At 43.1% G+C, this 26,725-nt stretch carries 26 protein-coding genes; 16 read left to right on the forward strand and 10 right to left on the reverse strand.

The features are described from left to right. Window positions 1–12: 12 nt before the first annotated feature. The 3 genes from DVG78_RS23800 to DVG78_RS23810 form a co-directional block, all read right to left on the reverse strand. Window positions 13–822: a hypothetical protein gene (locus DVG78_RS23800; RefSeq protein ID WP_147277163.1), complete on the reverse strand. Its 810-nt coding sequence runs from the start codon at window positions 820–822 to the stop codon at window positions 13–15. 46 nt (window positions 823–868) lie between these two features. Continuing rightward, a complete protein-coding gene (locus tag DVG78_RS23805; RefSeq protein WP_114463534.1) occupies window positions 869–1,573 on the reverse strand; it encodes an SRPBCC family protein in 705 nt (234 codons plus the stop codon). Between the two features lie 254 nt (window positions 1,574–1,827). Next, the gene (locus DVG78_RS23810) at window positions 1,828–2,244 is read right to left on the reverse strand and encodes a Fur family transcriptional regulator (RefSeq protein WP_114065746.1); all 417 of its coding nucleotides are present in this window, start codon (window positions 2,242–2,244) and stop codon (window positions 1,828–1,830) included. Window positions 2,245–2,410: 166 nt separating this feature from the next. Between DVG78_RS23810 and mog the strand changes: the two genes are divergently transcribed. Together mog and DVG78_RS23820 are read left to right on the forward strand one after the other, a co-directional pair. Beyond that, window positions 2,411–2,935, forward strand: a complete 525-nt coding sequence (mog, locus tag DVG78_RS23815) for a molybdopterin adenylyltransferase (protein WP_114463535.1) — start codon at window positions 2,411–2,413, stop codon at window positions 2,933–2,935. 143 nt (window positions 2,936–3,078) lie between these two features. Further along, on the forward strand, window positions 3,079–4,350 hold the full coding sequence (locus DVG78_RS23820; RefSeq protein WP_114463536.1) for a beta-1,2-mannosidase: 1,272 nt from the start codon (window positions 3,079–3,081) through the stop codon (window positions 4,348–4,350). 71 nt (window positions 4,351–4,421) lie between these two features. Here the strand turns inward: DVG78_RS23820 and DVG78_RS23825 are convergent, their stop codons facing one another. Then, window positions 4,422–6,488 carry a hypothetical protein gene (locus DVG78_RS23825; protein WP_114463537.1) on the reverse strand — a complete coding sequence of 689 codons (2,067 nt, stop codon included), beginning with the start codon at window positions 6,486–6,488 and terminating at the stop codon, window positions 4,422–4,424. 105 nt (window positions 6,489–6,593) lie between these two features. Here DVG78_RS23825 and DVG78_RS23830 point away from each other — a divergent pair, with 105 nt between their 5' ends. Continuing rightward, complete coding sequence (locus tag DVG78_RS23830; protein WP_114463538.1) at window positions 6,594–7,673, forward strand: hypothetical protein; 1,080 nt, start codon at window positions 6,594–6,596, stop codon at window positions 7,671–7,673. On the opposite strand, the gene DVG78_RS23835 is transcribed toward DVG78_RS23830, so the two are convergent. Further along, window positions 7,670–9,775 carry a sensor histidine kinase gene (locus tag DVG78_RS23835; RefSeq protein WP_114463539.1) on the reverse strand — a complete coding sequence of 702 codons (2,106 nt, stop codon included), beginning with the start codon at window positions 9,773–9,775 and terminating at the stop codon, window positions 7,670–7,672. The two genes, DVG78_RS23830 and DVG78_RS23835, sit on opposite strands and share 4 nt — an antisense overlap. A 187-nt stretch (window positions 9,776–9,962) precedes the next feature. On the opposite strand from DVG78_RS23835, the gene DVG78_RS23840 reads away from it, so the two are divergent. From DVG78_RS23840 to DVG78_RS23850, 3 genes are all read left to right on the forward strand, one after another. Continuing rightward, window positions 9,963–10,241 (forward strand): hypothetical protein, encoded by a 279-nt coding sequence (locus tag DVG78_RS23840; RefSeq protein WP_114463540.1) that lies wholly within the window; start codon window positions 9,963–9,965, stop codon window positions 10,239–10,241. A gap of 107 nt (window positions 10,242–10,348) precedes the next feature. Next, window positions 10,349–11,014: a C39 family peptidase gene (locus DVG78_RS23845; protein ID WP_114463541.1), complete on the forward strand. Its 666-nt coding sequence runs from the start codon at window positions 10,349–10,351 to the stop codon at window positions 11,012–11,014. 3 nt (window positions 11,015–11,017) lie between these two features. Next, entirely contained in the window at window positions 11,018–11,614 is a 597-nt protein-coding gene (locus tag DVG78_RS23850) for a hypothetical protein (RefSeq protein ID WP_114463542.1), read from the forward strand. A 5-nt stretch (window positions 11,615–11,619) separates the two neighbouring features. Here DVG78_RS23850 and DVG78_RS23855 read toward each other — a convergent pair whose 3' ends face one another. Both DVG78_RS23855 and DVG78_RS23860 read right to left on the reverse strand, forming a co-directional pair. Then, window positions 11,620–12,519: an HTTM domain-containing protein gene (locus DVG78_RS23855; RefSeq protein WP_114463543.1), complete on the reverse strand. Its 900-nt coding sequence runs from the start codon at window positions 12,517–12,519 to the stop codon at window positions 11,620–11,622. Between the two features lie 15 nt (window positions 12,520–12,534). Next, on the reverse strand, window positions 12,535–13,059 hold the full coding sequence (locus DVG78_RS23860; protein ID WP_114463544.1) for a hypothetical protein: 525 nt from the start codon (window positions 13,057–13,059) through the stop codon (window positions 12,535–12,537). Between the two features lie 309 nt (window positions 13,060–13,368). On the opposite strand from DVG78_RS23860, the gene DVG78_RS23865 reads away from it, so the two are divergent. Continuing rightward, window positions 13,369–13,560 (forward strand): cold-shock protein, encoded by a 192-nt coding sequence (locus DVG78_RS23865; protein ID WP_013930127.1) that lies wholly within the window; start codon window positions 13,369–13,371, stop codon window positions 13,558–13,560. Between the two features lie 115 nt (window positions 13,561–13,675). On the opposite strand, the gene DVG78_RS23870 is transcribed toward DVG78_RS23865, so the two are convergent. Beyond that, window positions 13,676–14,560 carry an FAD:protein FMN transferase gene (locus DVG78_RS23870; protein WP_229598306.1) on the reverse strand — a complete coding sequence of 295 codons (885 nt, stop codon included), beginning with the start codon at window positions 14,558–14,560 and terminating at the stop codon, window positions 13,676–13,678. 373 nt (window positions 14,561–14,933) lie between these two features. Here DVG78_RS23870 and epsC point away from each other — a divergent pair, with 373 nt between their 5' ends. Continuing rightward, a complete protein-coding gene (gene epsC / locus DVG78_RS23875; RefSeq protein WP_114463545.1) occupies window positions 14,934–15,761 on the forward strand; it encodes a serine O-acetyltransferase EpsC in 828 nt (275 codons plus the stop codon). 63 nt (window positions 15,762–15,824) lie between these two features. On the opposite strand, the gene DVG78_RS23880 is transcribed toward epsC, so the two are convergent. Both DVG78_RS23880 and DVG78_RS23885 read right to left on the reverse strand, forming a co-directional pair. Next, a complete protein-coding gene (locus DVG78_RS23880) occupies window positions 15,825–16,421 on the reverse strand; it encodes a TetR/AcrR family transcriptional regulator (RefSeq protein WP_114065734.1) in 597 nt (198 codons plus the stop codon). Between the two features lie 177 nt (window positions 16,422–16,598). Then, complete coding sequence (locus DVG78_RS23885) at window positions 16,599–17,066, reverse strand: redoxin domain-containing protein (RefSeq protein ID WP_114463546.1); 468 nt, start codon at window positions 17,064–17,066, stop codon at window positions 16,599–16,601. 195 nt (window positions 17,067–17,261) lie between these two features. On the opposite strand from DVG78_RS23885, the gene DVG78_RS23890 reads away from it, so the two are divergent. The 8 genes from DVG78_RS23890 (at window position 17,262) to aroB (ending at window position 26,708) form a co-directional block, all read left to right on the forward strand. Further along, window positions 17,262–18,188 (forward strand): ROK family protein, encoded by a 927-nt coding sequence (locus tag DVG78_RS23890; RefSeq protein WP_114463547.1) that lies wholly within the window; start codon window positions 17,262–17,264, stop codon window positions 18,186–18,188. A 78-nt stretch (window positions 18,189–18,266) separates the two neighbouring features. Beyond that, window positions 18,267–18,683 (forward strand): EVE domain-containing protein, encoded by a 417-nt coding sequence (locus tag DVG78_RS23895; RefSeq protein ID WP_114463548.1) that lies wholly within the window; start codon window positions 18,267–18,269, stop codon window positions 18,681–18,683. Beyond that, on the forward strand, window positions 18,670–20,337 hold the full coding sequence (locus DVG78_RS23900) for a hypothetical protein (protein ID WP_114463549.1): 1,668 nt from the start codon (window positions 18,670–18,672) through the stop codon (window positions 20,335–20,337). The genes DVG78_RS23895 and DVG78_RS23900 overlap by 14 nt, the downstream gene beginning before the upstream one ends. 82 nt (window positions 20,338–20,419) lie before the next feature. Further along, complete coding sequence (locus DVG78_RS23905; protein ID WP_114463550.1) at window positions 20,420–21,301, forward strand: class I SAM-dependent methyltransferase; 882 nt, start codon at window positions 20,420–20,422, stop codon at window positions 21,299–21,301. 177 nt (window positions 21,302–21,478) lie between these two features. Further along, window positions 21,479–22,696, forward strand: coding sequence for a tetratricopeptide repeat protein (locus DVG78_RS23910; protein ID WP_158550083.1), 1,218 nt, complete (start codon window positions 21,479–21,481; stop codon window positions 22,694–22,696). A 108-nt stretch (window positions 22,697–22,804) separates the two neighbouring features. Then, window positions 22,805–24,757, forward strand: coding sequence for a threonine--tRNA ligase (gene thrS, locus DVG78_RS23915; protein WP_114463552.1), 1,953 nt, complete (start codon window positions 22,805–22,807; stop codon window positions 24,755–24,757). 136 nt (window positions 24,758–24,893) lie between these two features. After that, a complete protein-coding gene (locus tag DVG78_RS23920) occupies window positions 24,894–25,454 on the forward strand; it encodes a hypothetical protein (RefSeq protein WP_147277164.1) in 561 nt (186 codons plus the stop codon). Between the two features lie 225 nt (window positions 25,455–25,679). Further along, on the forward strand, window positions 25,680–26,708 hold the full coding sequence (gene aroB / locus DVG78_RS23925) for a 3-dehydroquinate synthase (protein WP_114463554.1): 1,029 nt from the start codon (window positions 25,680–25,682) through the stop codon (window positions 26,706–26,708). Window positions 26,709–26,725 lie beyond the last annotated feature (17 nt).

A 26,725-nucleotide genomic window follows, 5' to 3' on the forward strand; every position in this document is an offset into this window, starting at 1 on the left:
GATAGCAATATTTTATTGGCCCTTCACAACACTATTGAAGTAGTTTTTTAAGGAGTTTAGTTGAGAATAACCTCCCGTTAAAACTTTTTGAGCCGATACTTCAACCTCTTTCCAAGCCAGTGTAGTTTCAGGTTTGATGCCAAAAACATTTTGATACAAATAATTCACCTGAACAGGTAAAATTCGATTCGGCAAGCCACTGCCAAATTCTCCGACATAGCCAATGACCGATGAAAGTGGAATTTTCCAGTTGATATTTTTAGCGGATAATTTTTGGAATTGGTCTGAGTTGTTAAGTAAAAGCGGTGGTATAAGTTCCGCCGAATGACTTAACATTCGCATTAAACCGCCCAACATTAATACAACTTTGGATAACAAGACGGCGCTGGGTAAACCTAAAAATTGGATGACATAGAGGGCACTTATATAAGTGGCAATACCCATTAAAATAAAGAAAAGGCCAAATTTTTTATCCCCAATAAACACAGATTGTACCAGCATGATGAGCAGTACCATCAACGATACACTCCAATGCCAACTCTCAAAAATGACAAACCACAAAACGGCATCAATAATGACCGTAGAATGGGTGATGCGGGTTACCCAAGTGGTATGCAAAAGAGCGTATCCAATGGATTGATAATCTAAGTCAACATTGGTTTGGGGCTTAAATACATTGTGCAGGGGCAAAAAAACACCCACGATTCTATCGGGCAGAATGTTACATAAAATATACAGGACTGCCATCCCAATAAGTGTTATCAACCATATTTGGTTAATAACCGCTTCAAAATCAAACAAACGGTTAATCAGTGACATCATGGGAGAGGGTAGGTTATGTAGGTTTAGGGTTGATTGGAGTAGAGGACTAAGTCGGCATGAATAAGTGTTTCATTTTAAGGGCGGTGTTTTTTGAATCAGGCAATTTTTTATGGGCTTCGGTGCCTCCCTTATTAAAAAAATGGATGATACTTTCAAATTGGTGAGTGAGGTATTGGGGCATGATTTTATTCATGATAAAAGAGGGGAAATTCCCCCCTTGGTTTTCTCGGTCAATGAGCACCAATTGACTTGAGCCGTCGGTGTTTGCTTCAAAAAGATGACCTCCCCACCAGTCTATTCTCTCAAAACCAGTTGGAATGGGCATACTTTCCCAAACGATTGACTTAAAGCTGGTTTGTGTCGTTTTGTCGTCTATTTTTCTGGACCATTGAATATATAAAAGGTCTCGTTTTGAAATAAACGGGATGTTTGGATTGAATTGTTGATAAATGATTTGCGTGTTGTCGTCGATTTCTTCCACTACAAAGCCCCCCGTATATTCTGCAGTCCAATACTGGTGATAATCAATCATTTTGTTGACAAATACGTCAAATACAACGTCGTGATTGGCGGCTACTTGGGGGATTCTCCACCTAAATAAGTCATTTTTATCGTCGGCAAATGGGCGTTGCCAAATGGTAATGTCTTTCATTTTACCTCTTTCTCTCCAGCCTTCATCGGTTATCATTAACGTAAGGTCCTGATCCAACCATTTTTCATTGTTTAATTGCCAATCTCGGAAAGTTATCATTGTCTTAACGTAAGTAAGAGGATGAGGTGAAAGAACGTAACAGAAAATAGTAATCGTGCTAGGTTTTTGACTGAAAGACACGACATTAAAGACCATAACATTCCGATGGCTAAGATTGTTTGCCCCCTAGACGAAAACACATCGCTGAGCACATAAGAATTTGAGCTTCTGCCAATGGCACGACGAAACGCGCAGTTTGAAAAACGCTTGTAGTACGAAAGGTTCAATCTGTCAAGACGCAAAATATGGCATTACTACGCACTGCAAATGGGGCACACCCCCTGAATCAACAGATTTACTTCTTTGGTCGCAAATCCTTGCGGAAGTTTTACGGAAGGAATATGCACTTGGTCCAAGCAGGTTGTTTTTCCACAAAGTTCACACTTAAAATGGACGTGGTCGTGGTGGTGGTCGTGGTCATGACACACTTCCTTGCAAAGCGCGTAACGGAGACCATCTTCGTCCAATACCTTGTGAATGATGCCTTTATCAACAAACGTTTTTAGGGTACGATATATCGTGACGCGGTCGTAGCGGTCCTGCAAGCCGTTTTCCAAATCTCCGTGCGAAAGTGCCGAGTCACGGTTGTGCAGTATATCTAAAATGTCTTCACGGCAGCCCGTATGGCGCAATTCGTGTAAACGTAATGTATCTTTGGCGAATGTATTCATAGGATGGAATCCCTTAACCAGTTATTGGTGGCTGCAATGGGATTGGGAAATTTATACCAATAAACTTTCCAACGCCAGCCTTGTTACTGTTAAACTAATTTAAACCCTCCGAAAGTTCTCAACTTTCGGGAAGTTATCAAAATTACCACGTTTAATTTCTGAATTCATGATAAAAATCGGCATTATCAATGTTTCTGACCGTGCCAGCGCGGGGGTGTACGAAGACATTCCTGGCAAAGCCATCGTCTCAACCCTTAACGAATATCTGACCAGCCAATGGGAGCCCGTGTACCGGGTTATTCCTGATGAGCAACATCTTATCAGTCAGGCGCTTGTAGAAATGGCCGACCGAGAAGACTGCTGTTTGGTGGTGACCTGCGGCGGCACTGGCCCCGCCCCGCGCGACGTGACCCCCGAAGCGACCGAAGCCGTTTGCAATAAAATGATGCCCGGATTTGGCGAACTGATGAGGCAAGTGAGTTTGCAGTACGTTCCTACCGCCATCCTGTCGCGCCAAACGGCGGGTATTCGTGGTAAAACCCTCATAGTGAACCTGCCCGGCAAACCATCGGCCATTCGGCAGTGCTTAGATGCCGTTTTTCCAGCCATTCCGTATTGCATTGATTTGATTGGTGGACCTTTTTTGAAAGCCAATGAGACGGTCATAAAGGTATTCAGACCGAAATCGTAATGGGTGAAATGGAGCGATGCGATAGTTAAGTCATAGCATGAAAGTTATGCGTAAAGAAATAGCCTGAATAAAGGTTGAATCAGTATTTTATGCACTATTTGGCATTTTAGAGTCAATAAATACATCAATCATTACCTTTAACTATGACTTCTGAAAAAATTGCGTCTCTCCGTCAGGAAATTGCAACGTATCTTACTGGCGGCTTGCTGCCCTTTTGGATTACCCGTACCGTTGACAAAGAAAATGGGGGTTTTCTCACTCATTTTGACCAGTTTGGGCACGACTCGGGCGAAGATGAGAAATCGTTGATTGCGCAATCGCGCTCCGTTTTTACCTACTCTTCCGCACACCGTGCGGGGTATGGTGATGGGGTTTTGGCCGAAATGGCCCGCCACGGGGTGGATTATTTAATCAACAACATGTGGGACAATGAGTACGGTGGGTTTTATTGGATGACGAACCGCAAGGGCGAAGTGACCATTGACCAGAAAATCGTCTATGGACTCAGTTTTTGCATTTACTCATTAAGCGAATATACCCTCGCTACGGGCGACCCACGCGGACAAGAATACGCCGAAAAAACCTTTGATTTGCTCCAAAAATACGCCGTTGATACGCACTATGGTGGTTATTTTGAGATGTTTAACCGCGATTGGACGCTCAAAGGCCCAGGTGCCGCAGGCGGTGACCGCAAAACGCTCGATGTACACATGCACTTGATGGAGGCCTACACGACGCTGTATGAATGTACGGGCAAGGAAATTCATCGTCGTAAGCTGCTGGAAACCATCGAGTTGTTGGTAAGCCGTGTCATGCATCCTGAATATGGAACGGGTATTCCGCAGTTTTGGGCTGATTGGAGCGTGGCTCCGCAAATTAAGTTTGACATTGTTTGGGGGTGGGACCGCTTCAATCCCGATGGCCTTAAATCAGCCGCCGAAGACAATACCAGCTACGGGCACAATTCGGAATTTGCGTGGCTTCTGATGCACGCTTTAGATATTTTAGGATTGCCGTATGATACTTACCGCGACCAAATCACAAAATCGTACACCCACGCGGTGGAAAACGGCGTCGATTGGGAATTTGGTGGGGTATACGTGGAAGGCTCCCACGCGGGACAGGTATATGATAAAGAAAAGGAGTTTTGGCAACAGGCCGAAATGCTCATCGGGATGTTGGATGCCTATCGTTTCCTCAAAGATGAAAAGTACCTGCAAGCCTACGAAAATATCCACCGTTTTGTGTTCGACAAAATGATTAATCATTCCTTGGGCGAATGGTGGCCGCTGATGACCCGCGAAGGCGAACCCATCTGGAAACACATGAGCCACTCTTGGAAAATCAACTATCACGATGTGCGCTCAATGGTGCAGTCCATTGTGCGGTTGGATAAGATAGCGAAGGGAGTGTAGAGACTACAATATTCAAACGGTTTTCTCTGGTCATAAGATAAAATCAAATGACAGGGGAAACCGTTTTTTGTTTATTCAATCTCATCCAACCATTTGCAAAACAGCAGCCATTGAGCCGTCGACATATCTCTGCTTGAGGGCATATACGTGGCATTGGCCCAATTTTCGGAAGCCATTCTTTGTTTGATAAACGCTCCTCCTTTCCTAAAATATGCCTCCGTAAACGGCGTAATCAGTGACGACATCGGAAAGATGAGGTCGGAGGTTTGGAGCAATTCTTTGTACAAAACCTCAAACGTGACGGGAGTCGGGTAGTCGATGTGAGCTGGGTCAAGGTACTTTCCAAATTCCTTTTTGGGCAATACCCGAAGACTGACGAAGAAACCAGTACGCTGTATTTCTGTGACTAAATCTTCTGATATAACGGGCGGTGGCGTGGGATAAAACACGTACATCGCGTTGGCGGCTTGCTCAGTCGGGAAAGTAAGCGTTTGTTTGTCCCGAAAATGATGGGTAATCAAAAAAGTTTTTGCGGAGGCCGAGGCACTAACCCCCGTCATTTTCAGCTCCATGATTGTCATTGGTACGTCTCCTATGAATGGTTTCCCCCGTTGATATACTCTGACTTGGCACCACTCTTTCTGAAAATCATAACAACGGTAGGTTTTCTCAATTTGCCCCTGCTCGGCGTACATCCCAGCTTGGTCGGAGGCAACCATAAACGGACTTTCTTTCATTAATAAAACAGCTGTTTCGGGCGAATCCTCGGAAGATTTTAAGTACCCATAGAGCAATAACGTCCCTTTCTCTAATCTTACGGCGGTCAAGAAATCCTTGTCTTTAAATGAAACTTCAATCAGGCCACCGTTGATTAACAGGCGATTACGGTCAAAATAACTTGGGGAAAGGTGGAAGGTCCCCAGTGTGGTCTCTTGGTTGTCGTCTTCCAATAACTTCAACGTCAACTCCCCCAACGGATAGGTTTCATAGACGGGAGTTGGGTGTTCTTGCACCAATTGCTCAGGAATGCTTCCCGACATGTCTAATGCAACCATCCTGCGCTGGGTATCAATGCGACAAACAAAAGAGGCAAGTTTTTTTTTATTGAGGAAAGGCATTTCGGGCAATAATTGTCTCCCCATCGCAATCGACATCATATCGTCCTCGTACCACGGCGTTATACAACCCGTCAAAGTCGCCGTAGCAGGGTTGGCTTTTTCTCCCGAAGTATTGTAGTCTATCGTGCGGTCTTCTTTTATTTCAAACAAAGTATATTGAATAAATACGCCTTTGATGCGGATCGTTTTGGGTTGGTACTTTAGAAAGAAAGAAAAGATGGGTGAGTGGACGCCATTGGTTATATTTTCTACTGGAATAACCGAGAAAAATGTACCTGAAGCCCCAAAAACGCCTTCTTGGTTGAGGATTCGTTCCTTATTAAAAAAACGTAAAGAAGCTTTTTTGGGAGTGCCTTTGAGCAGGGATAAACCGTTTTTTTGGACGTGAAAAGTATCACAAAACACCTGAGAATAAAAGGCGAGCGTGGGGAGTATATCAATCATTACGGCGGAGGTTCGCCCTCTGTCGTTTTTTAAGTCAATTGTGGCCCCCAAAATAGCCGCCACATCGGCGGGGCAATCGGGGGCATTAGACGTAAAAAGTTGATGTTCTGTTTCGGAAACGGGCACTGCGATACTTCCCACTTTCACGTTTTCAAAACCAAATTCCATCCCGCCGTAATAATTCCAGCCGGCGGGCAGGTGTCCCGTAAAAGGTTGTTGGTTTCGTTTTGTCCTTACCAATTGATACATTTCATGGTAAGGTTCGTCCAAAGAGAATTTCCCCAAAGGGGTTTTTGCCCATGATTTGTATTTTTCTGGGGTATCAATCGGCTGAATTTCGATGTAAGGTTGGGTACTTTCGTCATAATTAACGGGCGAATCTTCAGGAACTGGCAATCCGCCCAATTTATGCAACAAAATCAAATCAGGCGACAGGTAAATCCTCGGGGGTAAAATGGCTTTTACCTGAATGGGGTCGTAGGTGAGCAACGGAAGCAAAAGATTGTTGTTTGCCGTGCCTGGATTGATGAAAGCTTGGCCGTAAAAATTGATACGCGGAAAGTCGAACTGACTCATAAGTTTGAGGATTGATTCCCTAAAGTAAAAAAAGAAATTAACCGTTGGGTAAATTTTGTCAGCCAAAGACAATTCTCTACATTAGGAAGTAAAAGTACGTCGCTGATGAAACCAACCCTTGCCAATTACCTTGATTTTCTTACACCGTGGATTTCTTCGGATTTGGTTTCTCCGCTTTATCTGAATCGCATTCAAGCCATTGCAGAGCGACTACCGGTTCTATCGTTGGGGTCTTTTGAGTGTTGGTTGGATGCCAATGAGCCGAGGGTCGATTTCAATGTTTGTATTAATCCAAGACTCAATGAGCAGATCGTGATTAGAGATTGGCGGCAGGAAGCGAGTCTGTTGGAAAGTGACGAATTTTGCGAAATGCGCGAACGAATTCGCTTCTTCTGCGGTCTTTGGAGTCAAAAAGATTTTTTTCTCAACTCCCTCTTGGGTGAATTGTGGCAAGTCTATGACATTGCCGACCCCACCGATTCGCAGCTGCCAGTTCCTTGGATTTACATTACCTTTTTAGAAAATATTTTTGATGGCGACCAATCAATTAAGACTGAAATCATTGCAAAAACGCTTCCATTGCTCGATAGTAGCTTACCTTCTGAACTGACAAATACATTTTTTGCTCATTTAAGAAGCCTCCCTTCGTCCATCCGTATTGGTCCGATTGGTATTCAAAAACGCAATAAAAAAACATCCCTTCGGCTTTTTTTGGAAATAAAAACGTTGGATGAAATCCTTGCGGTCTTGTCCTTACTTCAATGGCCAGGCAATCTTGATGAGTTAAGAGAGAGCGTAGCTATTTGGACCGACTCCCGTCTATTTCTTGGTCTTGCCCTTGATTTTGACGGTACTTTTCAGCCAAAGATTGGCATCGAGTGCCATTTTCCAAGGGAGCGTTTGCAGCCAGATTTGATTTCATTTACACAACACCTTAGTGAGTTGGGAGTGTGTTTCGAAGCTAAAAAACAGGCAATTATTGGCTGGAACGGGAGGTTTGACGTTGAAACCAAGGCCGATTTCTGGTCTTGGCCAGACCGTATTCTTCAAACGCCAGAAAGTATACCCCGCCAAGTAAGTATTCAACGAATAGCCAATTTTGTAAAACTGATTTTTGAGCCTAATAAACCCCTCATTGCCAAAGTATATCCGATGTTTCTGCGGCCTGTAAAAAGAAACCGTTAACGGGGAAGCTTTACGATAAATTCCGTATAGTTGCCATTTTCACTTTCTACCGTTATTTCTCCGTGATGCCCTTTTGTAACAATATCATAGCTTATCGACAAACCCAAACCAGTACCCTCGCCCGTTGATTTGGTCGTAAAAAAAGGTTGGAAGATTTTATTGATAATTTCGGGCGAAATGCCCGTCCCGTTGTCTTTGATTCTTAGTTCAACTTTGTCGTTTTTCAATTGGGTACTCACTTGTATTTCAGGTTGATAAGGTTTCCCCAATTGTCCAAATTTTTCGTGGGTGGCATAAAATGCATTGTTGAATAAATTGAGCAGAACTCGGCCCATTTCTTGAGGAACCATTTCAATTTCGGGCAAATCAAGGTCAAAATCAGTCTTCATTTCAATATTAAAAGAAGCATCGCGAGCTCTAAGCCCTTGGTAAGCAATATTCAGATACTCATGAGCTAGGTTGTTGAGGTTTGTTAAACGCCGCTCCCCAGTCCCCGTTCTTGAATGTTCTAGCATCCCCTTGACAATGCTGCTGGCTCGTTGGCCATGATGATTGATTTTTTGTTGATTTTGACTCAAATCGGAAACTAAATCACTGATTAGTTCTTTGTCAATTTTAGGTTTGGTTATTTCCTGTGTTAGTTCTTGGGCGAGTTCAATACTAAGCTCCGAAAAGTTATTAACAAAATTGAGGGGGTTTTGAATTTCGTGGGCAATACCAGCCGTGAGTTCTCCCAATGAGGCGAGTTTCTCTTTTAAAACTAGCTGGTCCTGGGTAATACGAAGTCGATTCAGTGATAGATTGAGTTCAACCGTCCGTTCTGTCACTTTTTGTTCCAGTTCGCGGTTTACTTTTGTTTGAAGTTGTTGATTTTCAAGTAATTGTTCGATGTTTTTCTTCTGTTTTTCTTCATTGTCTTTGCGAAGTATATTAATCATATTGGCAAGGGCAAAAGAGAACAAAATCACCTCGACCGTTAATCCTAGAGGGAGCGAATAATAAAACGTGAAATCGCTTTTTGGCAAAACGCCAGTTAGTACAAACATGATGCTGATTACTCCCATCAAGTTGGCTATGTAGCCTAAAAGCAGATAGCCAGCCGATGGGATTTGATCCTTTATGCATCTGATTCCCAGTGTAATAATGATAAAAATAGTAGCGGTCGAAACGATATATAAAAGAATAAAGGCGACTTCAAAATGGATGAAAAACAGGATACTTATGACGATATTGGATATAATTAACCCATTCAATACCCTGTGCCATTTTGGGTAATTATGCTGAGTTTTCATCAAACTTTGAATAAACAATAGGTACGCAACACCGTACAATTCTGAACCGACGAGCTCAAAATGAGAAGCCCAAATGGGAAAAGATGATAATGATCTAAAGAGGGTAATCAGATAGCCAGAGTTGTTGGAGGTAAAATAAAATGCAAAAAATAAAACGAATAGATAATAGGCATAACTCTTCAGTCTGGTGACAAAAAATATGATTAAATTATACAAAAACATAACCGAAAATATACCCAGAAAGCCAAAAATGACATTGCCTACTGCAGCGTCTCTTTCATCTACTTTGGACCTGGGTGCGATTTTAAAACGTAGGTCTTGGGGGATTTTAGAAATATGGCGGCGATACTCTAACCTAACAAAACACTTTTTTGTCTCCCCTGACTTCAACGGTACTTCTATATAATTTTTGTTGGCTTTTGGATAATCTCGTTTTTCGTAAGGATAAAGATGCCCCGTCTTTTTTAATTTAAAATCTTGGTTTTCCTGGTAGTAAAAATCAACAAAAGCCCAATTTTCAAAGTCAAAGACCCATTCTTCGTCGAGGTTGCTGTTGTTTTTAACCGAAAACTGCAACCAATACACGTCAATGTTCTTTTCTTTCAAGGTTTTTTCATGGGCGGGCTGGAATGGAAGAATGGAAGTTTTACTAAAAATAGCACTAGGTTGAAGCTTTTTTGAGGAATCTGACAATTGATAAAAGCCTTTTGTAACATCTACTTCTTTCAGATTTTGTAACGAAATCAATTGTGCATAACTAAAATGCGCAGTAAAAACCAGTACCCATACTACAAATGTAGAAATCCTCATATAAGCGAAATTTTTGGCTTGAATTTACGAAATTTATCCTTGCAAAAATTTAAATGGTATATTTTTGGAAAACTACTTATTTTTTATGTCATTTACATACATCATTTCACAACAACACTGTCTGATGTACAATTTGTGAATTTATGTCACTTACGTTACCAAATTTTACCCTCTAAACCGCTCTACTATGAAATCTACAGAAAAACTCAAAGACGCACTTGCGCGTGTTGGTGATCATGAACATCTTGTTCATTTAAATGCCCAAGCTAAAAACCTTACCAAAAAAGACATTACCGATTTTCTCAATAATAAGGTGGATAAAGATCTTACGGTGGGAACACTTCACGCTTTGAAAAAACTTGCTAAGCAAAGAATTATTGAAGGAAAAAGCGCCTTTCCATGGGATAAAATGGAGGATGTTGAGCACAATGAGGCAGATGATAGTATGTCAGGGGGAACTTGGTAACTGCTAACAAACCTCAATATTTTCGTTGAAAAAAAAGGTTAGTCTTACCGAAAAAGCATAAAAGCACATAAGCGCTTTTATGCTTTTTCGGTATTTCGTACTGCTTTATGGCTACCAAAAAAGTAAAAAAGAACGTATTGGATTTTACTATGCAACCCCAGCAGCAATTTGCATGGTGTTGGACTGCGGTTGGAACAAGTTGTGCCCATTTTTATGACCCCGAAAGTCAGTGGACACAGTGTAAAGTAGCAAGCGCTTCTATCGAACCCTCGCCAGGAAATTGCTGTGACGATCCAGAGAGTCTTGCCTGCGATACTCCTTGGTACTTGATTACGACAAACAACCAAGGCTCTTTTGTAACTACCCATATCCCTAGCAGTTTTGTGATTGGGGCTCTCCCTGTTCATAAATTAATGGCGGAAATTGATCAGGGCAGATTGGTGGCCTTTAAATTAGAAATAACGCTTGAACACGTGTTAGACTTTAACATTGATGGTCATGAAATCAAAATTCCAAAATTTGGACATTTTGTAGTTATTGCGGGCTACGAATCTTCAATGGCTTCCCCAAATGACCAGAACGTTATGGTGTATGTACACGACCCTTTCAGTCTCGAAAAAGGATACTCTACCATGACCTATGAAGTTTTTCAAACCAATTACAAATGTCACGGTGGTGTAGTTGCGGATGCTAATAGCACAAATGGTATCGACAGCGTAACGGGTTGTATAGTGACCCATAGCTTCTTTACTTCTCCCCTTCAAAATACGTGAGTTATGCCCATTAAAGAAGTTTTTGCCCCCGGTCAATCGGCTGAGCTATTTAAAAACTGGTCCTCTAAACAAAAAAAAGGGAGGCCTCGAAAACGGCCTCATGCGTATGAAGAATCCATCCCTCATAAAGTTTTTCATGCAGGACTGAATGATATTATTTCTGGAAAAGGATTAGAAAATGCCCAACTGGTTGCGTGGCGGCATCTTCATGCTGATGCAAAAGGAAATCATGCCCTTGTTGAAATCAAAATTGGAGAAAAAGAAGACGAGCATGTTTTGCAAGAAGCCCATTTTGGGCCCATGGCCCTCGAACATAAGTTATTGTTGTCTAAACTTAAAGAGCTTGAAAAGCTAAAAAATGAAGATTTTGAGCTTGCCTATCTCAGAATATTTGCCCTCAGAATAAATACCATTTGGCTACGTGCTGACCAACGAGAAAATGATTTTTTTATCCCCATTGCACCATGTTTTAATGGGTTTGTAGCAGGCGAACTTTATTCATCCCCAGATTTTCTGAAGCTTGCTCAGGGAGCTGCCCAACGTTTTTATCAAAACAGTCAGCCAAGAAGCCTCGAAGATGATGATTTGAAAGGAGGGTAAGCGTTTTAAAAATGAGACAGCCATTCAAAAAAAAGGCAATATTCCTTTGGTGTAATGAATGCCGATAACCCTAAAATCATCGTTAGCTGAAAGAATCCAAACCGCAAAAAAATCCAAAGGCCAATGTGGAGCAATACGCCCATTGCGAGTACAGGAAGCCTGAATTCTTCAATCCAAATCAACGAAAAAAGGGCCGCTTCTATCACTAAAGTTCCGTAGGTTGTACACTTAAAAAACCACGTACGGTCCAATGCTTTCGGTAGTTCTCGGCGGTTCCAAATCCTTGCCTTCAGTACTTTTTGGGTAGCGGTACCATCGCGCCACCATTCCCCCGTTAATTTAAACAGCACGTTTTTTGCGTAAATATTGGCCATGAAAAGCTGAATCAAGATCAATGTCCAAGGCCAGCCTGTTGCTTCCGATCGAAGAAGATGCTTGGTATCTAAAATGGAGAGTTGAGCGTCGGTAGGAGAGAATATAAGGAATAGGCAAAAAAAACGATAGACGGTATCTCCCGAACTTAAAACATAAATATTCCGATTGTGAATCGAAACAAGCGTAATAAAACAGACAAATGCCGCCAGATTTGGTAGAATTCCCAAAGTCAAGCAAAGGCCTGCCATAAATTGAATACCGAAAATCAGGTTAAGGGATGCGGTGGTTGGAGGTAAATAATTGAGAAGTGAAAAGCGAAGGTCTTTTTTGTTTCTTTTATAATCATCGTAGCCAAACCAACCTTCGGGTTGCAACAGTATCTTGTTTTTGCCCTGCCAAACCCACGTTTCAATCAATACCAAAATACCCGTCAACAGGCGTAAAACGCTGATGGTTAGCGTGGATTGATTGCTAAAAAAAAAGTCATTCCACGATTTTAACAGTTGGTTCAGGGTGATAAATTCCGTCATTGATTTTACTGCGTCTTATTGTTGAGATAGTTCGTAAGTGAACACTCGTTGGCTTAGCCAAGGAAACATCGCTCGTTGTTGGGGTTTTTGGGGTTCATGAAACCTGATTATGTGTACTTTAAGGGGAGTTTTGGATGAAGGGTTGGTCTTATGATACTCGCGTAAAATAAAATTACAAACGGCTTCTTTGGGAACATCATCCTTTTGAGAGAGCAACTGATTATGCATCTTAATAAATCTAAAATGCGGTGCCCATTGATAATCATTTTTTAAGGTATATTCAGGGAGTTTCCAAGGCTGAATGGTTCCGTCCGTAAATTCAATTTCAAAGCCAATCAAAAAATTTTTAGAAACGGGCTGAGGCGCAAACAACGCCCAATAATTGTCAAGTCCTGCCCAACAAATGTACTTACTGAAATAGTTGTGAAGAATTTGTCTAAAAAAATATCCTTCAGGAAGACACCAGAAAAGCAGCAGAATACTCATTAAAACAATGAAAATGCTGGCTCCAATTTTCTGAAGAATATCTAAAGAATCCATTTTGATTGATTTTGTAAGGCTAAAATAAGGTTAAAAGTTAAAACAAAAAATGATTTGTTCTTTCTTGGCCTTGACTCGGTAGGTTGGCGCGTTTGGGGTAAGAACAAAGTAATTTAGAAACGTTGAAATGAGCGATATTGAAGCAAAAAAAATGGATAACTAGGTAAACCTAGAGGGGGGAAATGCTTTTTCTAGTAAAAAAAAGCATAATTTTTGAAATGATTTTAACCAATATTGCAATTATTGATTTTAAAAGGTTACTTTTGTAACGGTAATTACCATTTTTTTCATTCTTTTATTTTTTTTTCAATGAACACAGGAACAGTAAAGTTCTTCAATGAAACCAAAGGATTCGGTTTTATCGTAGACAGTAACACAGGCGAAGAAATTTTTGTACACGTATCAGGTCTTATCGACAACGTACGTGAAGGTGACGTAGTTACTTTCGAGCCTGCACAAGGCAAGAAAGGCTTGAACGCTACGAAAGTGAAACGTGCGTAATACTCACGCAAACGAAATACATTTTGTTTAGAGTAACTTAGGGAGCTTAAAACGATGTAAGAATCAAAAGGCAAATCGGAAACGGTTTGCCTTTTGTATTTTTCGGGCCAGCCTGCTAAAAATTAGCCGTTTTCCATTCAAGCCCATTTTGCTCCAAGAGCCAGATGCGAACAGACTTCAATTTTTTCGCGACTTTTTTGCCTTCTTTTATTCCTAACACGCTAAACGCCGTGGCGAGGGCGTCGGCCGCGGTTCCGTTGGGAGCAATCACCGTGGTGCGTGTATGGGTGGTAAGACCAACGCCCGTGCGCGGGTCTACGATGTGGGAATATTTGACTCCATTGTGTTCCATAAAACGGTAGGTGTTTCCTGAAGTGGCCACCCCGCAATTTTTTAGTGTCAATACACGTTTGGCTGTACTGTCTTTCCCTCCCGAACTCACTTCAATCTCCCAACCCTTTTTTTGAGGAGGAGCCTCGCCGATGGTTAAGTCCCCGCCAGCATCTAAAAAAGCGGCAGAAATGCCAAAATAGCGCAATATGCGCAGGGCATCATCGGCGGCGTAGCCTTTTCCGATACCGCCAAAATCGAGACGCATTCCTTTTTGGGTAAGCATCACGGTACAATTTTTAGCATTCAAACGGATTTTTTTATAGCCAACGCTTTGTTTTGCTTCATGAATTTGGGCGCTGTCGGGGAAATAATTGCGCCGCAAAGCACGCCGCCAGAGTTGAACAATCGGCCCGACGCTCACATCAAACGTGCCTTTGGTTTGTTTACTATAATGAACCGACTGCTGAAGAATATCAAAGAGTATTGGACCTGCTAAAAAGGGCTCTCCCGAGCCAGCCGTTGCCGATAAACGATTGGTTTCGCTACCGTCTAAGTAGTCACTCAAGATGGTATTTAGGTACTCAATGCGTTTAAAAACACTATCCGAAGCCACTTTTGCGATTGAGTCATGAGGGGCATAAAAAACAAGATTGAATTCTGACCCCATCGCGTTCCAAGCGTATGAATACCGATTTTGGGTATGTGCTGGAAGGGCGGTACAAAAAGAGAAAATACAAAAAAAGAATGCGTATTGAGGCAAAACTAGAGAGAAGTGTACTTTAAATTTAAACATTATCATTCGGTGGAATTGTACAATCTGCAAATAAATGGTAACTTTTTTTGGAATAATGAACCTTTTTGCACGGTTTTTGGTATCAAAATTATAAAAATCATTCCTGTGAAAACCAAACGTGCCGCTGTTTGTTGTTGCTGTATCCGTGACTAAGACATGGAAAGGGAATAATTTACGCTTCAAAACTAAGAAATTGAGCCGCCCTTTCCTGAAGAAAGGGCTTTTATTTTGTAATTCAATCAATGCCATGACATTAACTGAGCAAGAACTTTCGGTCTCCTTTTTAACGCGTCTTACCGAACAAAATGCCAAGTATCGGCATCGGCTACCTCCCCGCAGCAGCGTAGGGAAGTTTGTGGAAGAAATGATGTGTTTTCTGTTTCCTGTTACCCAAGACTGCGAACGGACTTCGTTAGATTTACCCGAAGCCTATCGCCGTCTTCAAAACCGTTTGTCTTGCCTTTTGGACCCGCTTGCCAATCATCTTGACGCTGATAAAGACGTCATTATGGAACGATTTCTGGCCCAACTCCCCGAGATTTACGAAAATCTTTTGTTGGATGCGCAGGCAATTGCAGACAATGACCCCGCTTCGGTGGGCATCGAGGAGGTGATTTCTGTCTACCCGGGTTTTTATGCCATTGCGGTTTACAGGGTGGCACATTTATTGGTGGATTTGAACGTGCCTTTGCTGCCAAGAATGCTTACCGAACACGCTCATGGCCTTACAGGGATAGATATTCACCCCAAAGCAAATATCGGACAGTCGTTTTTTATTGACCACGGAACGGGTGTCGTGATTGGTGAAACGACCGATATCGGCAATAACGTAAAAGTATACCAAGGCGTGACGCTTGGGGCATTGAGTGTTTCTAAGTCGATGGCCGAAACCAAACGTCATCCTACCATTGAAGACAATGTAGTTATATACGCTAACGCTACCATATTGGGAGGCAAAACGGTCATTGGCAGTGATTCTATCATCGGTGGCAATGCGTGGTTGACGACAAGCGTACCCGCGTTTTCGCAGGTGTACCATCAAAGCGAATTGAAAATTAGACAGAGTATCCTTTAAGTTTTTAGCTAAGAACTGGCTTGGTATTCTGAACCAGTTCTTAGTTGCTATCTACACTGAATATCAAGCTAGTCCTCGCACAAATCTTCGAACGGTTTCCATAAAAATAGGTTCGAAATTCGATAATGTTTGGCGCGGCTGGGTGACAGAGGTGACCACCAAAAAACCGTACGTAAGGCACCACCATTCATAAAAGGTTTTGGAGACGGCATCGGCGGAGCGCGGTCGTATCAAGGCCATGGCTTCCCACACTGGATGATTGTTGAGCATGGCAAACTCAATTTGATAAGCCTGTTTTGACTGACAAATCCCGCCTTCCATATTAAACATCACCTGAAAAACCTCGGTTTGGGTATGCATGAATCGCCATTGAATTTGGGCAAATTCCGTAATTAATTTTTCAGGATTACGGTACAAAGTCCTCAGTTTTAGCAATTCTTCGTGCAGAAAAGCAAAGCCATCGTTTCGGATGGTTTCCAACAGTTTGTCTTTACTGTCAAAATATTCGTATAAAATAGGAGGGCTATATTCAATAACATCGGCAATTTTTCGAATGGAGACGGCCTGCCAGCCTTCCTCACGAGCAATGTCGCGGGCAGTTTTGAGGATGTCATGACGGACTTGTTTCCGCAAACGCTCCCGACGTTCAACGATTCCCATAAGATTAACGATGGATTAGAGTAGACTTTACACTGTTAAATTATCTACAAGTAAAAAATAAACGGTGAAAGTACCAAAAAAAAGACAATAAAAAAGCCGAGTCAAACGTTTGACTCGGCTTTTTTGGCTTGATAATAAATGCAGTTTTTAGGCAAAATATCTACATAAATTTCAACGCTAAATCTGCTCAAGCGTTGATTTAATCGCCACAAAATCAGGTAGGTTACCCGCGCTTTCCAGTACTTCTGCGTACTGGATAACTCCTTCTTTATCAATTACAAAAGCGGCACGTTTTGCTACGCCTTTCATGTCAAACGCAAATGTATCGTAGTAGGACTTAAAAGCCTGTGAAGTCTCCTTGTTAAAATCGGATAGTAAATCAAAATTGTATTTTTGTTCCTCCTTATATTTGTTGAGGGTAAAAAGCGAATCAACAGAGATACCCACTACTTCGGCACCGAGTTTGGTATAGTAGCCTAAGTCATCGCGCATGGTGCAGAGCTGTTCGGTACATACGCCCGTAAAAGCCGCTGGGAAGAAATGAATGATGAGATTTTTTCCTTTAAAATCTTCGAGTGAAACCTTTTTTTTCTCGGTATTAAAGAGAGTGAATGAGGGAGCTTTATCCCCTTTTTGTAATGACATGGTTGCTAAAGTTAATTTTGTTTTTGCAAAAATATAAATACATCCTGAAAACTTGCTAAATCATTAAATGTTCGTAATTATGCCAAAAAAACTATCATTGGCAGTAGTAGGATACGCAATACGTACACTATTATATCAATACCTAAACCCCGCAGCAGCGGATTTTACCTTTCACTAACACACATCATAATACGTATGCAAACCATTTGGGGAATTGACCTCGGCGGAACAAAAATTGAAGGCGTTGTATTGTCGTCACCCTCGCCTGATGCGGTGATTATCCGTAAAAGAATTGATACAGAGGCTCATAAAGGGTATGAGCACATTGCTAGCCGGATTGTTGAACTGGTACGTGCATTGGAAGCAGAAACGGGCTTCAAAGCTCCAAGCATAGGGATTGGCACGCCCGGTACGGTAGAGCCGTCCAACGGTTTGATGAAAAACTGCAATACTACTTGTCTGAATGATATGCCTTTGCAGAGTGATTTAGCAAATACCTTGGGGATTCCAGTCTTTATTGCCAACGATGCCAATTGCTTTGCATTGGCCGAAGCAACAATGGGAATCGTTCCAGATGTTGTTCCGAATTACCAGTGTGTATTTGGCGTTATTATGGGTACTGGTGTTGGTGGTGGGGTTGTTATTAAAGGAAAAGACGGACAGTCTTTTGTGTTGAACGGAACACAGGGAATCGGTGGCGAATGGGGGCATAATGAACTGGAAACCAACGGATATGATTGCTATTGCGGCAAAAAAGGTTGTGTAGAGCAGGTACTTTCTGGCCCCGCATTGCAGCGGTACTACGCGCAGATTAGTGGTCAGGAGTTAAAAATGAAAGACATTGTGGCGCGGCATTATGCTGGTACTGATCCATTTGCTACCCAAACCATCGACCGTATGTTGGAACATTTTGGGAAGGCTGTTTCGGTACTGATGAATATTCTCGACCCCGATGCCATTGTTTTGGGCGGTGGTGTTGGAAACATTGATTTACTTTACACCGAAGGCTTGGAACGAGCCAAAAAATACATCTTCAATAGCGGCCGTGTGGAAACCAAAATTCTTCGTCCAAAGTTAGGAGATAGTGCAGGAGTGTTTGGGGCGGCGATGTTGTCTATATAATAAAAGTATAAAGTTGAAAGGCGACCAAAGATTGCGTCATTTTGATGCGGTATCAGCCTGAGAAATGGGAAATTAAGAATGAATCATTGGTTAGTAAAGTCGGAACCGTTTGTTTACAGTTGGGATGATTTTGTGAAAGCGGGGAGGAGTGTTTGGGATGGCGTTCGTAATTATCAGGCACGTAACAACCTGAAAGCCATGCAAAAAGGCGATTGGGTGTTCTTTTATCACAGCAATGAGGGGCTGGCCGTGGTGGGTATTGCACAGGTAGACCGCGAAGCGTATCCTGACCCAACCACCGACGACCCCCGCTGGGTAGTGGTTGAATTGGTGCCTGTTCAGAAGTTAAAACGACCGGTTTCATTGCAGGAAATTAAGTCAGATAATAGATTGCAGGAAATAGCGTTAATTAGGCAATCTCGTTTGTCGGTCATGCCGATAAAACGGGAGGAATTCGACCTAATCTTAAGTTTTAGCAACGATGAAAACACCTAATGAATTTATTGTCAATAGCCCACGGGCGCGTTATCAATCTTTTGTAGTGCGCAGGGCTGGTGCGGCGCTTAGTGCCGTTTTGGTTTCTTTCTTTTACGTTTTGTTTTTGGTCATTGGTTTAGCTGCCCCTGAACTTAAGGCGCAGACTGTCAAGCGAATAGAGCTGCCTGTTCCAGGAGCCAATGAGTCATACCATACGATTTCTTTGGGCGCAAAAGGCGTGGTATTGGTTTCACAGCTTTCAAAAAATGCGTTTAACATTCAGAAGTTTAACGTTGATTTGGACCGCGATTGGTCAATCAACGGCACGATTGAAGATAACCTTGATTTTGTAAAGTCTTCGTACGACGGCCAATCCGTTTATCTGTTATTTACCCGTAGCCGGACTGACTTTTATCAGGTTGTGAAGGTGGGAGTAGCGGGTTTTATGGAGACATTTTACCTTAGCTCCGTGGACCGTTTTCAAATTACCGATTTCCAGACGATTGGTTATTCGGTTTTTATGGCGGGGACAGTACGAGACGAGCCGATGCTGCTTTATACCAATTTGGCTTCCAAACAAAGTAAGATTCTGCCCGGGGTTACGCAGCCCAACACCGTGATTCAATCTGTCGATATTGATACCACGCACCATTTGGTAAATGTCTGTTATGCCGCTCGCAAGGGACGAGAAATCAAGCTTATCTCACGGACGTTTGATGAATATGGGCAATCTGTTGGGCAGGTGATGGTAGAGCCAGAGCCTGATTACTCATTGCTCAACGGACGCCTTTTTACGCTGAACGACTCCACCAAACTGATGATTGGAACCTATGGTTTCCGAAACATGCAGGGAAACAACAACAGCGCATCGCAAGGGCTTTTTCTTAGTAAAATCGTTTACGACGAGGTAGAGTTTACGCAATACCACAGTTTTACCGATTTTAAGAATTTCTTCAACTTCATGAGCGAGCGTGAGCAAGAACGAATGCTGCGTAAGATAGAGCGGAAAAAAGAAAATGGAGACGAAGTAAAGCTTAATTACCGACTGTTGGTTCATGACATCATTGAACAAAACGGCAACTACCTGATTTCGGGAGAGGTCTTTTATCCTGAGTACCGTAACAACAATAATGGGATGTATGGTATGAGCTCGTGGTGGGGTTCACCCATGATGTCGCCGTGGGGAATTGGTGGCATGGGAATGTTTCCATCGTATGGACTTTATAATCCATACTATTGGGACCCATGGTTTGGCTCACGGAGGATGAACAATGGGCAAATATTTAATGGTTTTGTGTATACCCACGCGATTGTGGCTGGATTTAACCCCAAAGGCGATTTATTATGGGATAATTCACTGCCTTTTGAAGGGCTGAAAAGCATGGAACTCAAAGAAAAAGTAAGGGTAAAACCCAATGAGGACCAAACGGTTTCTATGTTTTACAGTAATAAAGGGGCTATCAAAGCCAAGGTTTTTGACAAAGACCGCGTATTGAATGACCGCCAGCCGATTCCGATTATGACCGTTGATGCCAGTGATAAGGTGCGTCAAACCAACACCGACGAAGTGCTGTACTGGTTTGATAATTATTACTTAGCGTTTGGATATCAGCGAATTACGGGGGACGATGGTCGCCGAAATGTTTTTTATCTGAATAAAATATCTTTTTAATAACATAGGATAGAGGGTCAATCGCTGGTCAATTAGGTTTTTCCTGAGTGTACCAGCGGTTGACTTTCGCCTTAACGCACAAATGCAACTTCTCACTCCTCTCCACTGGCAAGATTACGAACTGATTGATAGCGGTAATTTCGAAAAATTAGAACGATTTGGCGAATATATACTAGCCCGTCCTGAGCCTCAGGCTATTTGGGATAAATCTCTTTCCGACGCTGATTGGAAAAAAAAGGCCCACGCTACTTTTGTGCGTGATAAGCAGGCTACCGAACGCGGCGAGTGGCAATTGACGAAAGGGATGCCCGAAAAATGGTGGATAAGCTACCGACATGCGGGGCTGTCGTTGCGCCTAAAATGCTCGCTTACTTCCTTCAAGCACGTAGGGATTTTCCCTGAGCAGGCGGTTAACTGGGATTATTTAGACCAAAAACTCCGTGCACTGCCCGTCGAGAAACCGGCCGTTTTAAATCTTTTTGCGTACACAGGGGCCGCCTCGGTGGCAGCCCGACAAGCAGGGGCCGACGTAACACACGTAGATTCAATTAAACCGGTGGTCACGTGGGCGCGGGAGAACATGGAGGCAAGCGACGCCGACAATATCCGATGGATGGTGGAAGATGCTTTTAAATTTGTTCAGCGTGAAGTGCGCCGGGGAAAAAAATACAATTGCATCATTCTCGACCCACCTGCTTATGGCCGTGGGCCTGCAGGTGAAAAGTGGATTCTGGAAGAACAGTTGAATGAACTACTCAAATCCTGCGCTGAGCTTTTGGACCCTGTTCACCACGTATTCATTTTGAATTTGTATTCGTTGGGTTTTTCGGCTTTGATGGCCGAAAATTTGGTACTAGACCGATTTGGTAAAATGATGAATGCCCAATGCGGTGAACTCTACCTTGCCGACCATAAACAGCGCAAACTTCCCTTGGGTATATTTTATCGTTTCGCCTCCGTCTAAGCGGTGATTAATCGTGCATTTCCCCAAAACTTTCCCGTACTTTGCATCAATGAGTGAGTCAACGGTAGGCATGACGTGCCGTTGTGGCTTACTAATTTTAATAATGCATTCATTGTCAGGTGTTTTTGAAGAAATAAAATGACTTTTTTAAAAACATCAATAATAGTACAGAGCAACTTGAAAGCCCTAACGTATATAGTAAGTATTTGTTTGGCAATGTGGCTGGGCGGGTGCAGCAGCGACGAACGTCAGAGTACCCGTATTCCTCCGCTTCCTTCCGACGATGCCCTCAAACGAGCGGAAATCGGCGTTGAGTACTTGAGTGCCATCATTCGGCGTAGTCCGCGCAACTCCTTAAATTACCACAAAAGAGCCGAGTTGTACATCGTCCTTAAGGATTTTCCTGCGGCTTTGACGGATATAAATGACGCGCTTGAAATCAGCCCTAGCAATGGACTTTTTCTGCTGACCAAAGCCCGAATTTTGCGGCAGATTAAGCGCTACGACGAAGCCTTGGCGGCGGCACGACGGGCAGAAGTCTTGCAACAGGATACGCCTGAGCTGTACATTTTATTGGGAGATTTGACCCAACAAAAAATGCAATACCGTCAGGCAAAGTTGTATCTGTCGAAAGCCTTGCAAATGGCTCCTTACGAAGGGGAAGCCTATTTTTACAATGGACTTTTAGATGCCCGCCAGGGAGATACGCTGTCGGGGATTGCGCTGATGCAGCGGGCGGTGGAATTAAAACCACGCTTTGTCCCTGCGTATGTAGAGCTGACCACCATTCATACACGTTTGCACGATTATATTCAGGCAAAAGACATCAACGACCAGGGTTTGCGGTATTTCCCCAAAGAGTCGATGCTTTATTATTCGCGCGGGGTAATGTACCACAGTCAAAAACGGCTAGATAGCGCACTGATTGCCTATCGGGCCGCCATTAAATTTGACTCAACCAATTACGCGGCTGATTTTCAGGCAGGTACTATCTATTTGAAGTGGAACAGTTTACCGTTGGCCATTAAAAGCTTTGAGAAAGTTTTGCGCTATAATCCCAAATATCCGCAGATTAATTTTTTGCTGGGAAGTGCCTACGACAAACATGGGAACATCGAAGGGGCCATTGAACAATATACCCTGGCTACGCAGATAGATGCGGCTGATTGGCGTTCGCGGGGGCGTCTTTACCGGGCGCAACAGCGAAAATATTACCTTGATACCTACGGTACCCTACCGCCGGCTTCACCCGAAATAACTTCTGATGCTGATAATGAGAAAGATGTTGCCCCAATTGCCCCCGAGCGTGAAAGGGTTCAGGTCAATATTCTAACTCCTCGACTTGAATTGAAAACGAAAAGTGATACCGTCCGTAGCTTGAAAATCAGGCAATAGTTGGCAGTAACGTTTAAAACAACCATTTTTGCAGAAAATTTATCAACGATTCATGCTAGTTTGTAATAGCGGATGTTGATGAAGCGTGACTAAACATAACTAATTAACATGAGTAACATTAAAATCACCCTACCTGATGGCAGTGTGCGCGAGTACCCCCAAGGCTCGTCAAGTATGGACATTGCGCTGAGTATCAGCGAAGGACTAGCGCGAAATGTATTGGCGGCTAAAGTCAATGGAAAGGTGTGGGATGCCACCCGACCCATTGATACGGATGCCAACCTCCAACTCTTGACTTGGAACGATGCCGATGGAAAAGCTACATTTTGGCATTCCTCCGCACACTTATTGGCCGAGGCGATTGAAGCGTTGTACCCGGGTACAAAATTTGGCATCGGACCTGCCATTGAGACGGGTTTTTATTACGACATTGATTTGGGCGGGAAGCCTTTTTCGCAGGAAGATTTTAAAAAAGTAGAAGATAAAATGCTTGAGCTTGCGCGCCAGAAAAGCGAGTACAAGCGAACGTCGGTGAGTAAAGCCGATGCGATTGAATATTTTACCGAAAAAGCGGATGAATACAAGCTTGAACTGATTGATGGACTGGAAGATGGTCAGATTACGTTCTATTCGCAAGGTAATTTTACGGACTTATGCCGGGGGCCGCACATCCCCAATACGGGATTTATTAAGGCCATCAAAATCATGAATGTGGCAGGAGCCTACTGGCGTGGTGACGAAAAACGGCCTATGCTCACGCGGGTATATGCCGTAACGTTTCCAAAACAGAAAGAACTGGACGACTATTTGCACGTACTGGAAGAAGCAAAACGTCGCGACCACCGCAAGCTCGGCAAAGAACTGGAATTGTTTACTTTTTCCGAAAAAGTAGGCGCTGGTTTGCCGCTTTGGCTGCCAAAAGGCGCTTTGTTGCGCGAACGACTCGAAAGCTTTTTGCGCCGGGCGCAGGTGCGTGCGGGGTATTCGCCCGTGGTGACGCCGCACATTGGTAGCAAACAATTGTACGTAACCTCAGGACACTGGGAAAAATACGGTAAAGATTCCTTCCAACCGATTCATACCCCCGAAGAAGGGGAGGAGTTTATGCTTAAACCCATGAATTGCCCTCACCACTGCGAAATCTACAAAGCACGTCCACGGTCGTATCGTGAATTACCGTTGCGTTTGGCCGAATTTGGCACCGTGTACCGTTACGAACAAAGCGGAGAGCTACATGGACTGACTCGGGTGCGTGGTTTTACGCAAGACGACGCCCACATTTTCTGCCGCAATGACCAAGTGAAAGACGAATTCAAACGCGTTATTGATTTGGTTCAGTATGTGTTTCGGTCGCTGGGATTTGACAATTATAGTGCGCAAATATCCCTCCGCGACCCCGCAAAACCCGAAAAATATTTCGGAACAGACGAAGACTGGAACCGTGCCGAATCGGCGATTATTGAAGCCTCCGCCGAAAAGGGGTTAAATACCGTTACCGAACTAGGAGAGGCCGCTTTTTATGGTCCCAAACTCGACTTTATGGTTCGGGATGCCCTCGGCCGTAAGTGGCAATTGGGTACGATTCAGGTGGATTACCAACTGCCACAACGATTTGACCTTGAATACATGGGAAGCGATGGTACCAAACACCGCCCCGTGATGATTCACCGCGCGCCGTTTGGTTCATTAGAGCGCTTCATCGCGATTTTGATCGAAAACACCGCTGGTAATTTCCCCTTGTGGCTTTCGCCCGACCAAATTGCGGTATTGCCAATCTCCGAAAAGTACATGGATTACGCCAATGACATCTTCCTTCAATTGCAGGAAGCCGACGTACGCGGGTATGTTGACCACCGTGACGAAAAAATTGGCCGTAAAATCCGCGATGCGGAAGTGCATAAATTGCCTTACATGTTGATTGTGGGTGACAAAGAACAGGCCGAAGGAACCATCTCCGTACGCCGCAAAGGCCATCCCGATATGGGCTCCATGAAGTTGGAAGACTTTGTGACCTATTTCAAAACCGAAATACAGAGCGGTATTGCCACGTTTGGCGCTTGATTTTGTTTCAAATAGTACATTAATCGTAACAAACAATCCCGCGCTGTACAGTGCGGGATTGTTTGTTATCAGGTTTAACGAAAAGGTGTCTTTACATAATTACGCAGTTACCTGCAAGGCTAAACAAAATAAAAGAATGACTTACGACTTTTTTGCAAACAAAACTGACATTTTAGAAATTCTTGATTTTCTTTTCAATGAAACTGACCTACAGGTTTACGATTTAGGGTCTCCTTTCGGCAAAGAAATTTGTGAATACAAAACATTTAAGGAAATATCTTCAAAGTTTGATTTTGGAATAGACCAGTTTGGGACGACATTTCAACTTTGGACACCAAGACATGGAGGCAAACCAGTTTTTAGAAGAATCGTTCTAGACCCTAAGAGGTGTGATGGACATACCTTTCGTTATGCTACAGAGGGCTGGGGGTTAATCCAATTGTACTTTGGGGGGCTTAAAAATGAAATACTTAAAAGATCTCATATTGGACACTTTAATGAGAGCAGAGCATTGAAAAATGAAAGTTCAACTACGGTCTATGGCAAGGTTAGCGATTGGGATTGGCAAGAAATTCAGAGAACATCAAGAAAATTAAAATACCAATTGCAAAACAAAATGGCGATAAGAAAAATTGGAAGCTTTGGTGTATTGCCTGGGGCTGACAAGCTTGAAAATCAAGGAATTATATTAAGATAGTGAGGCAACAAACAGGGTGCCCAGCTGGCAATATGGGTTTTGCATCAGAGGGGCTGAGGTGTAAATTTAAGCACTATAGAATCTAAAGTAATAATATAAAGCTTTGAACTAGGAAACCAGCCCTAACGAAAAGCTCGTAAACGTCAAACGAAACAAAGCCAAATCTGCTAAGCACGTTATTATCGTAAAAGTTTTACATTTGAATTTCTAATTTAACACGCACGTATGTCTGTAACCATCGCTCCAATTCAGGAAGGGCTCGCGGCTTTTTTAGCGACCAAAGAGTATTCAAAATATGTGGTCATTGCCGATGTCAACACCCGTAAACACTGTTATCCTCGCCTAAAACCGTATTTGCCAAAGCACCATCTCATTGTTGTTCCAGCGGGTGAACAACACAAAAACCTGACCACCTGCGAACAAATATGGGGAGAAATGACGCGCTTGGAACTAGACCGCCACGCGGTCGTTTTTAATCTCGGTGGTGGCGTAATCGGCGACATGGGCGGGTTTTGTGCGGCTACCTATAAACGTGGAATTGATTTTGTGCAGATTCCTACCACCCTGCTTTCTCAGGTGGATGCCAGTGTGGGCGGGAAGCTTGGAATAGACTTTCAGGGATATAAAAACCACTTGGGCGTTTTTACCCAACCAAAAAATGTTTTAATCGACGCATCCTTTTTGCAAAGCTTATCGTATATAGAACTAAGGTCTGGATTTGCAGAGATTGTGAAGCATTGTTTGATTGCCGATGCGGCTAAGTGGGAAGAAATTCGCAAAAAAGACTTTGAGGAACAGAATTGGCCAGACCTGATTGCACATTCTGTCGAAATCAAGAAAAAAGTAGTGGCCGAAGATCCAACGGAGAAAGGCTTACGCAAGATTTTGAATTTTGGGCACACCATTGGGCACGCGGTAGAAACTTATTTTCTCAATAAGCCCCCCAAAGAGCGCCTCCTACACGGAGAAGCCATTGCGGCGGGTATGGTGATGGAGGCCTATGTGGCGTACCGAAAAAAAATGATTGATTTACAAACATTAGAACAGATTGAGGAGTTTATATTCTCGGTATACGGCAAAGTAGCGTTGCAAATGTCGGATGTGGCTACGGTGATTCAGTTGGCGCAGCAGGATAAAAAGAACAAAGGTGGGGAGTTGCGTTTTTCATTGTTGACTGGCTTGGGGAGTTGTGGGTTTGATATTAAAGTAACCCCGGGTGAAATTCAGCAGGCTGCCGCGTATTACGTAGGATAATTTATAATCGCTAAGAT

The organism is Runella aurantiaca, from assembly GCF_003339505.1.
Lineage (GTDB): Bacteria > Bacteroidota > Bacteroidia > Cytophagales > Spirosomataceae > Runella > Runella aurantiaca.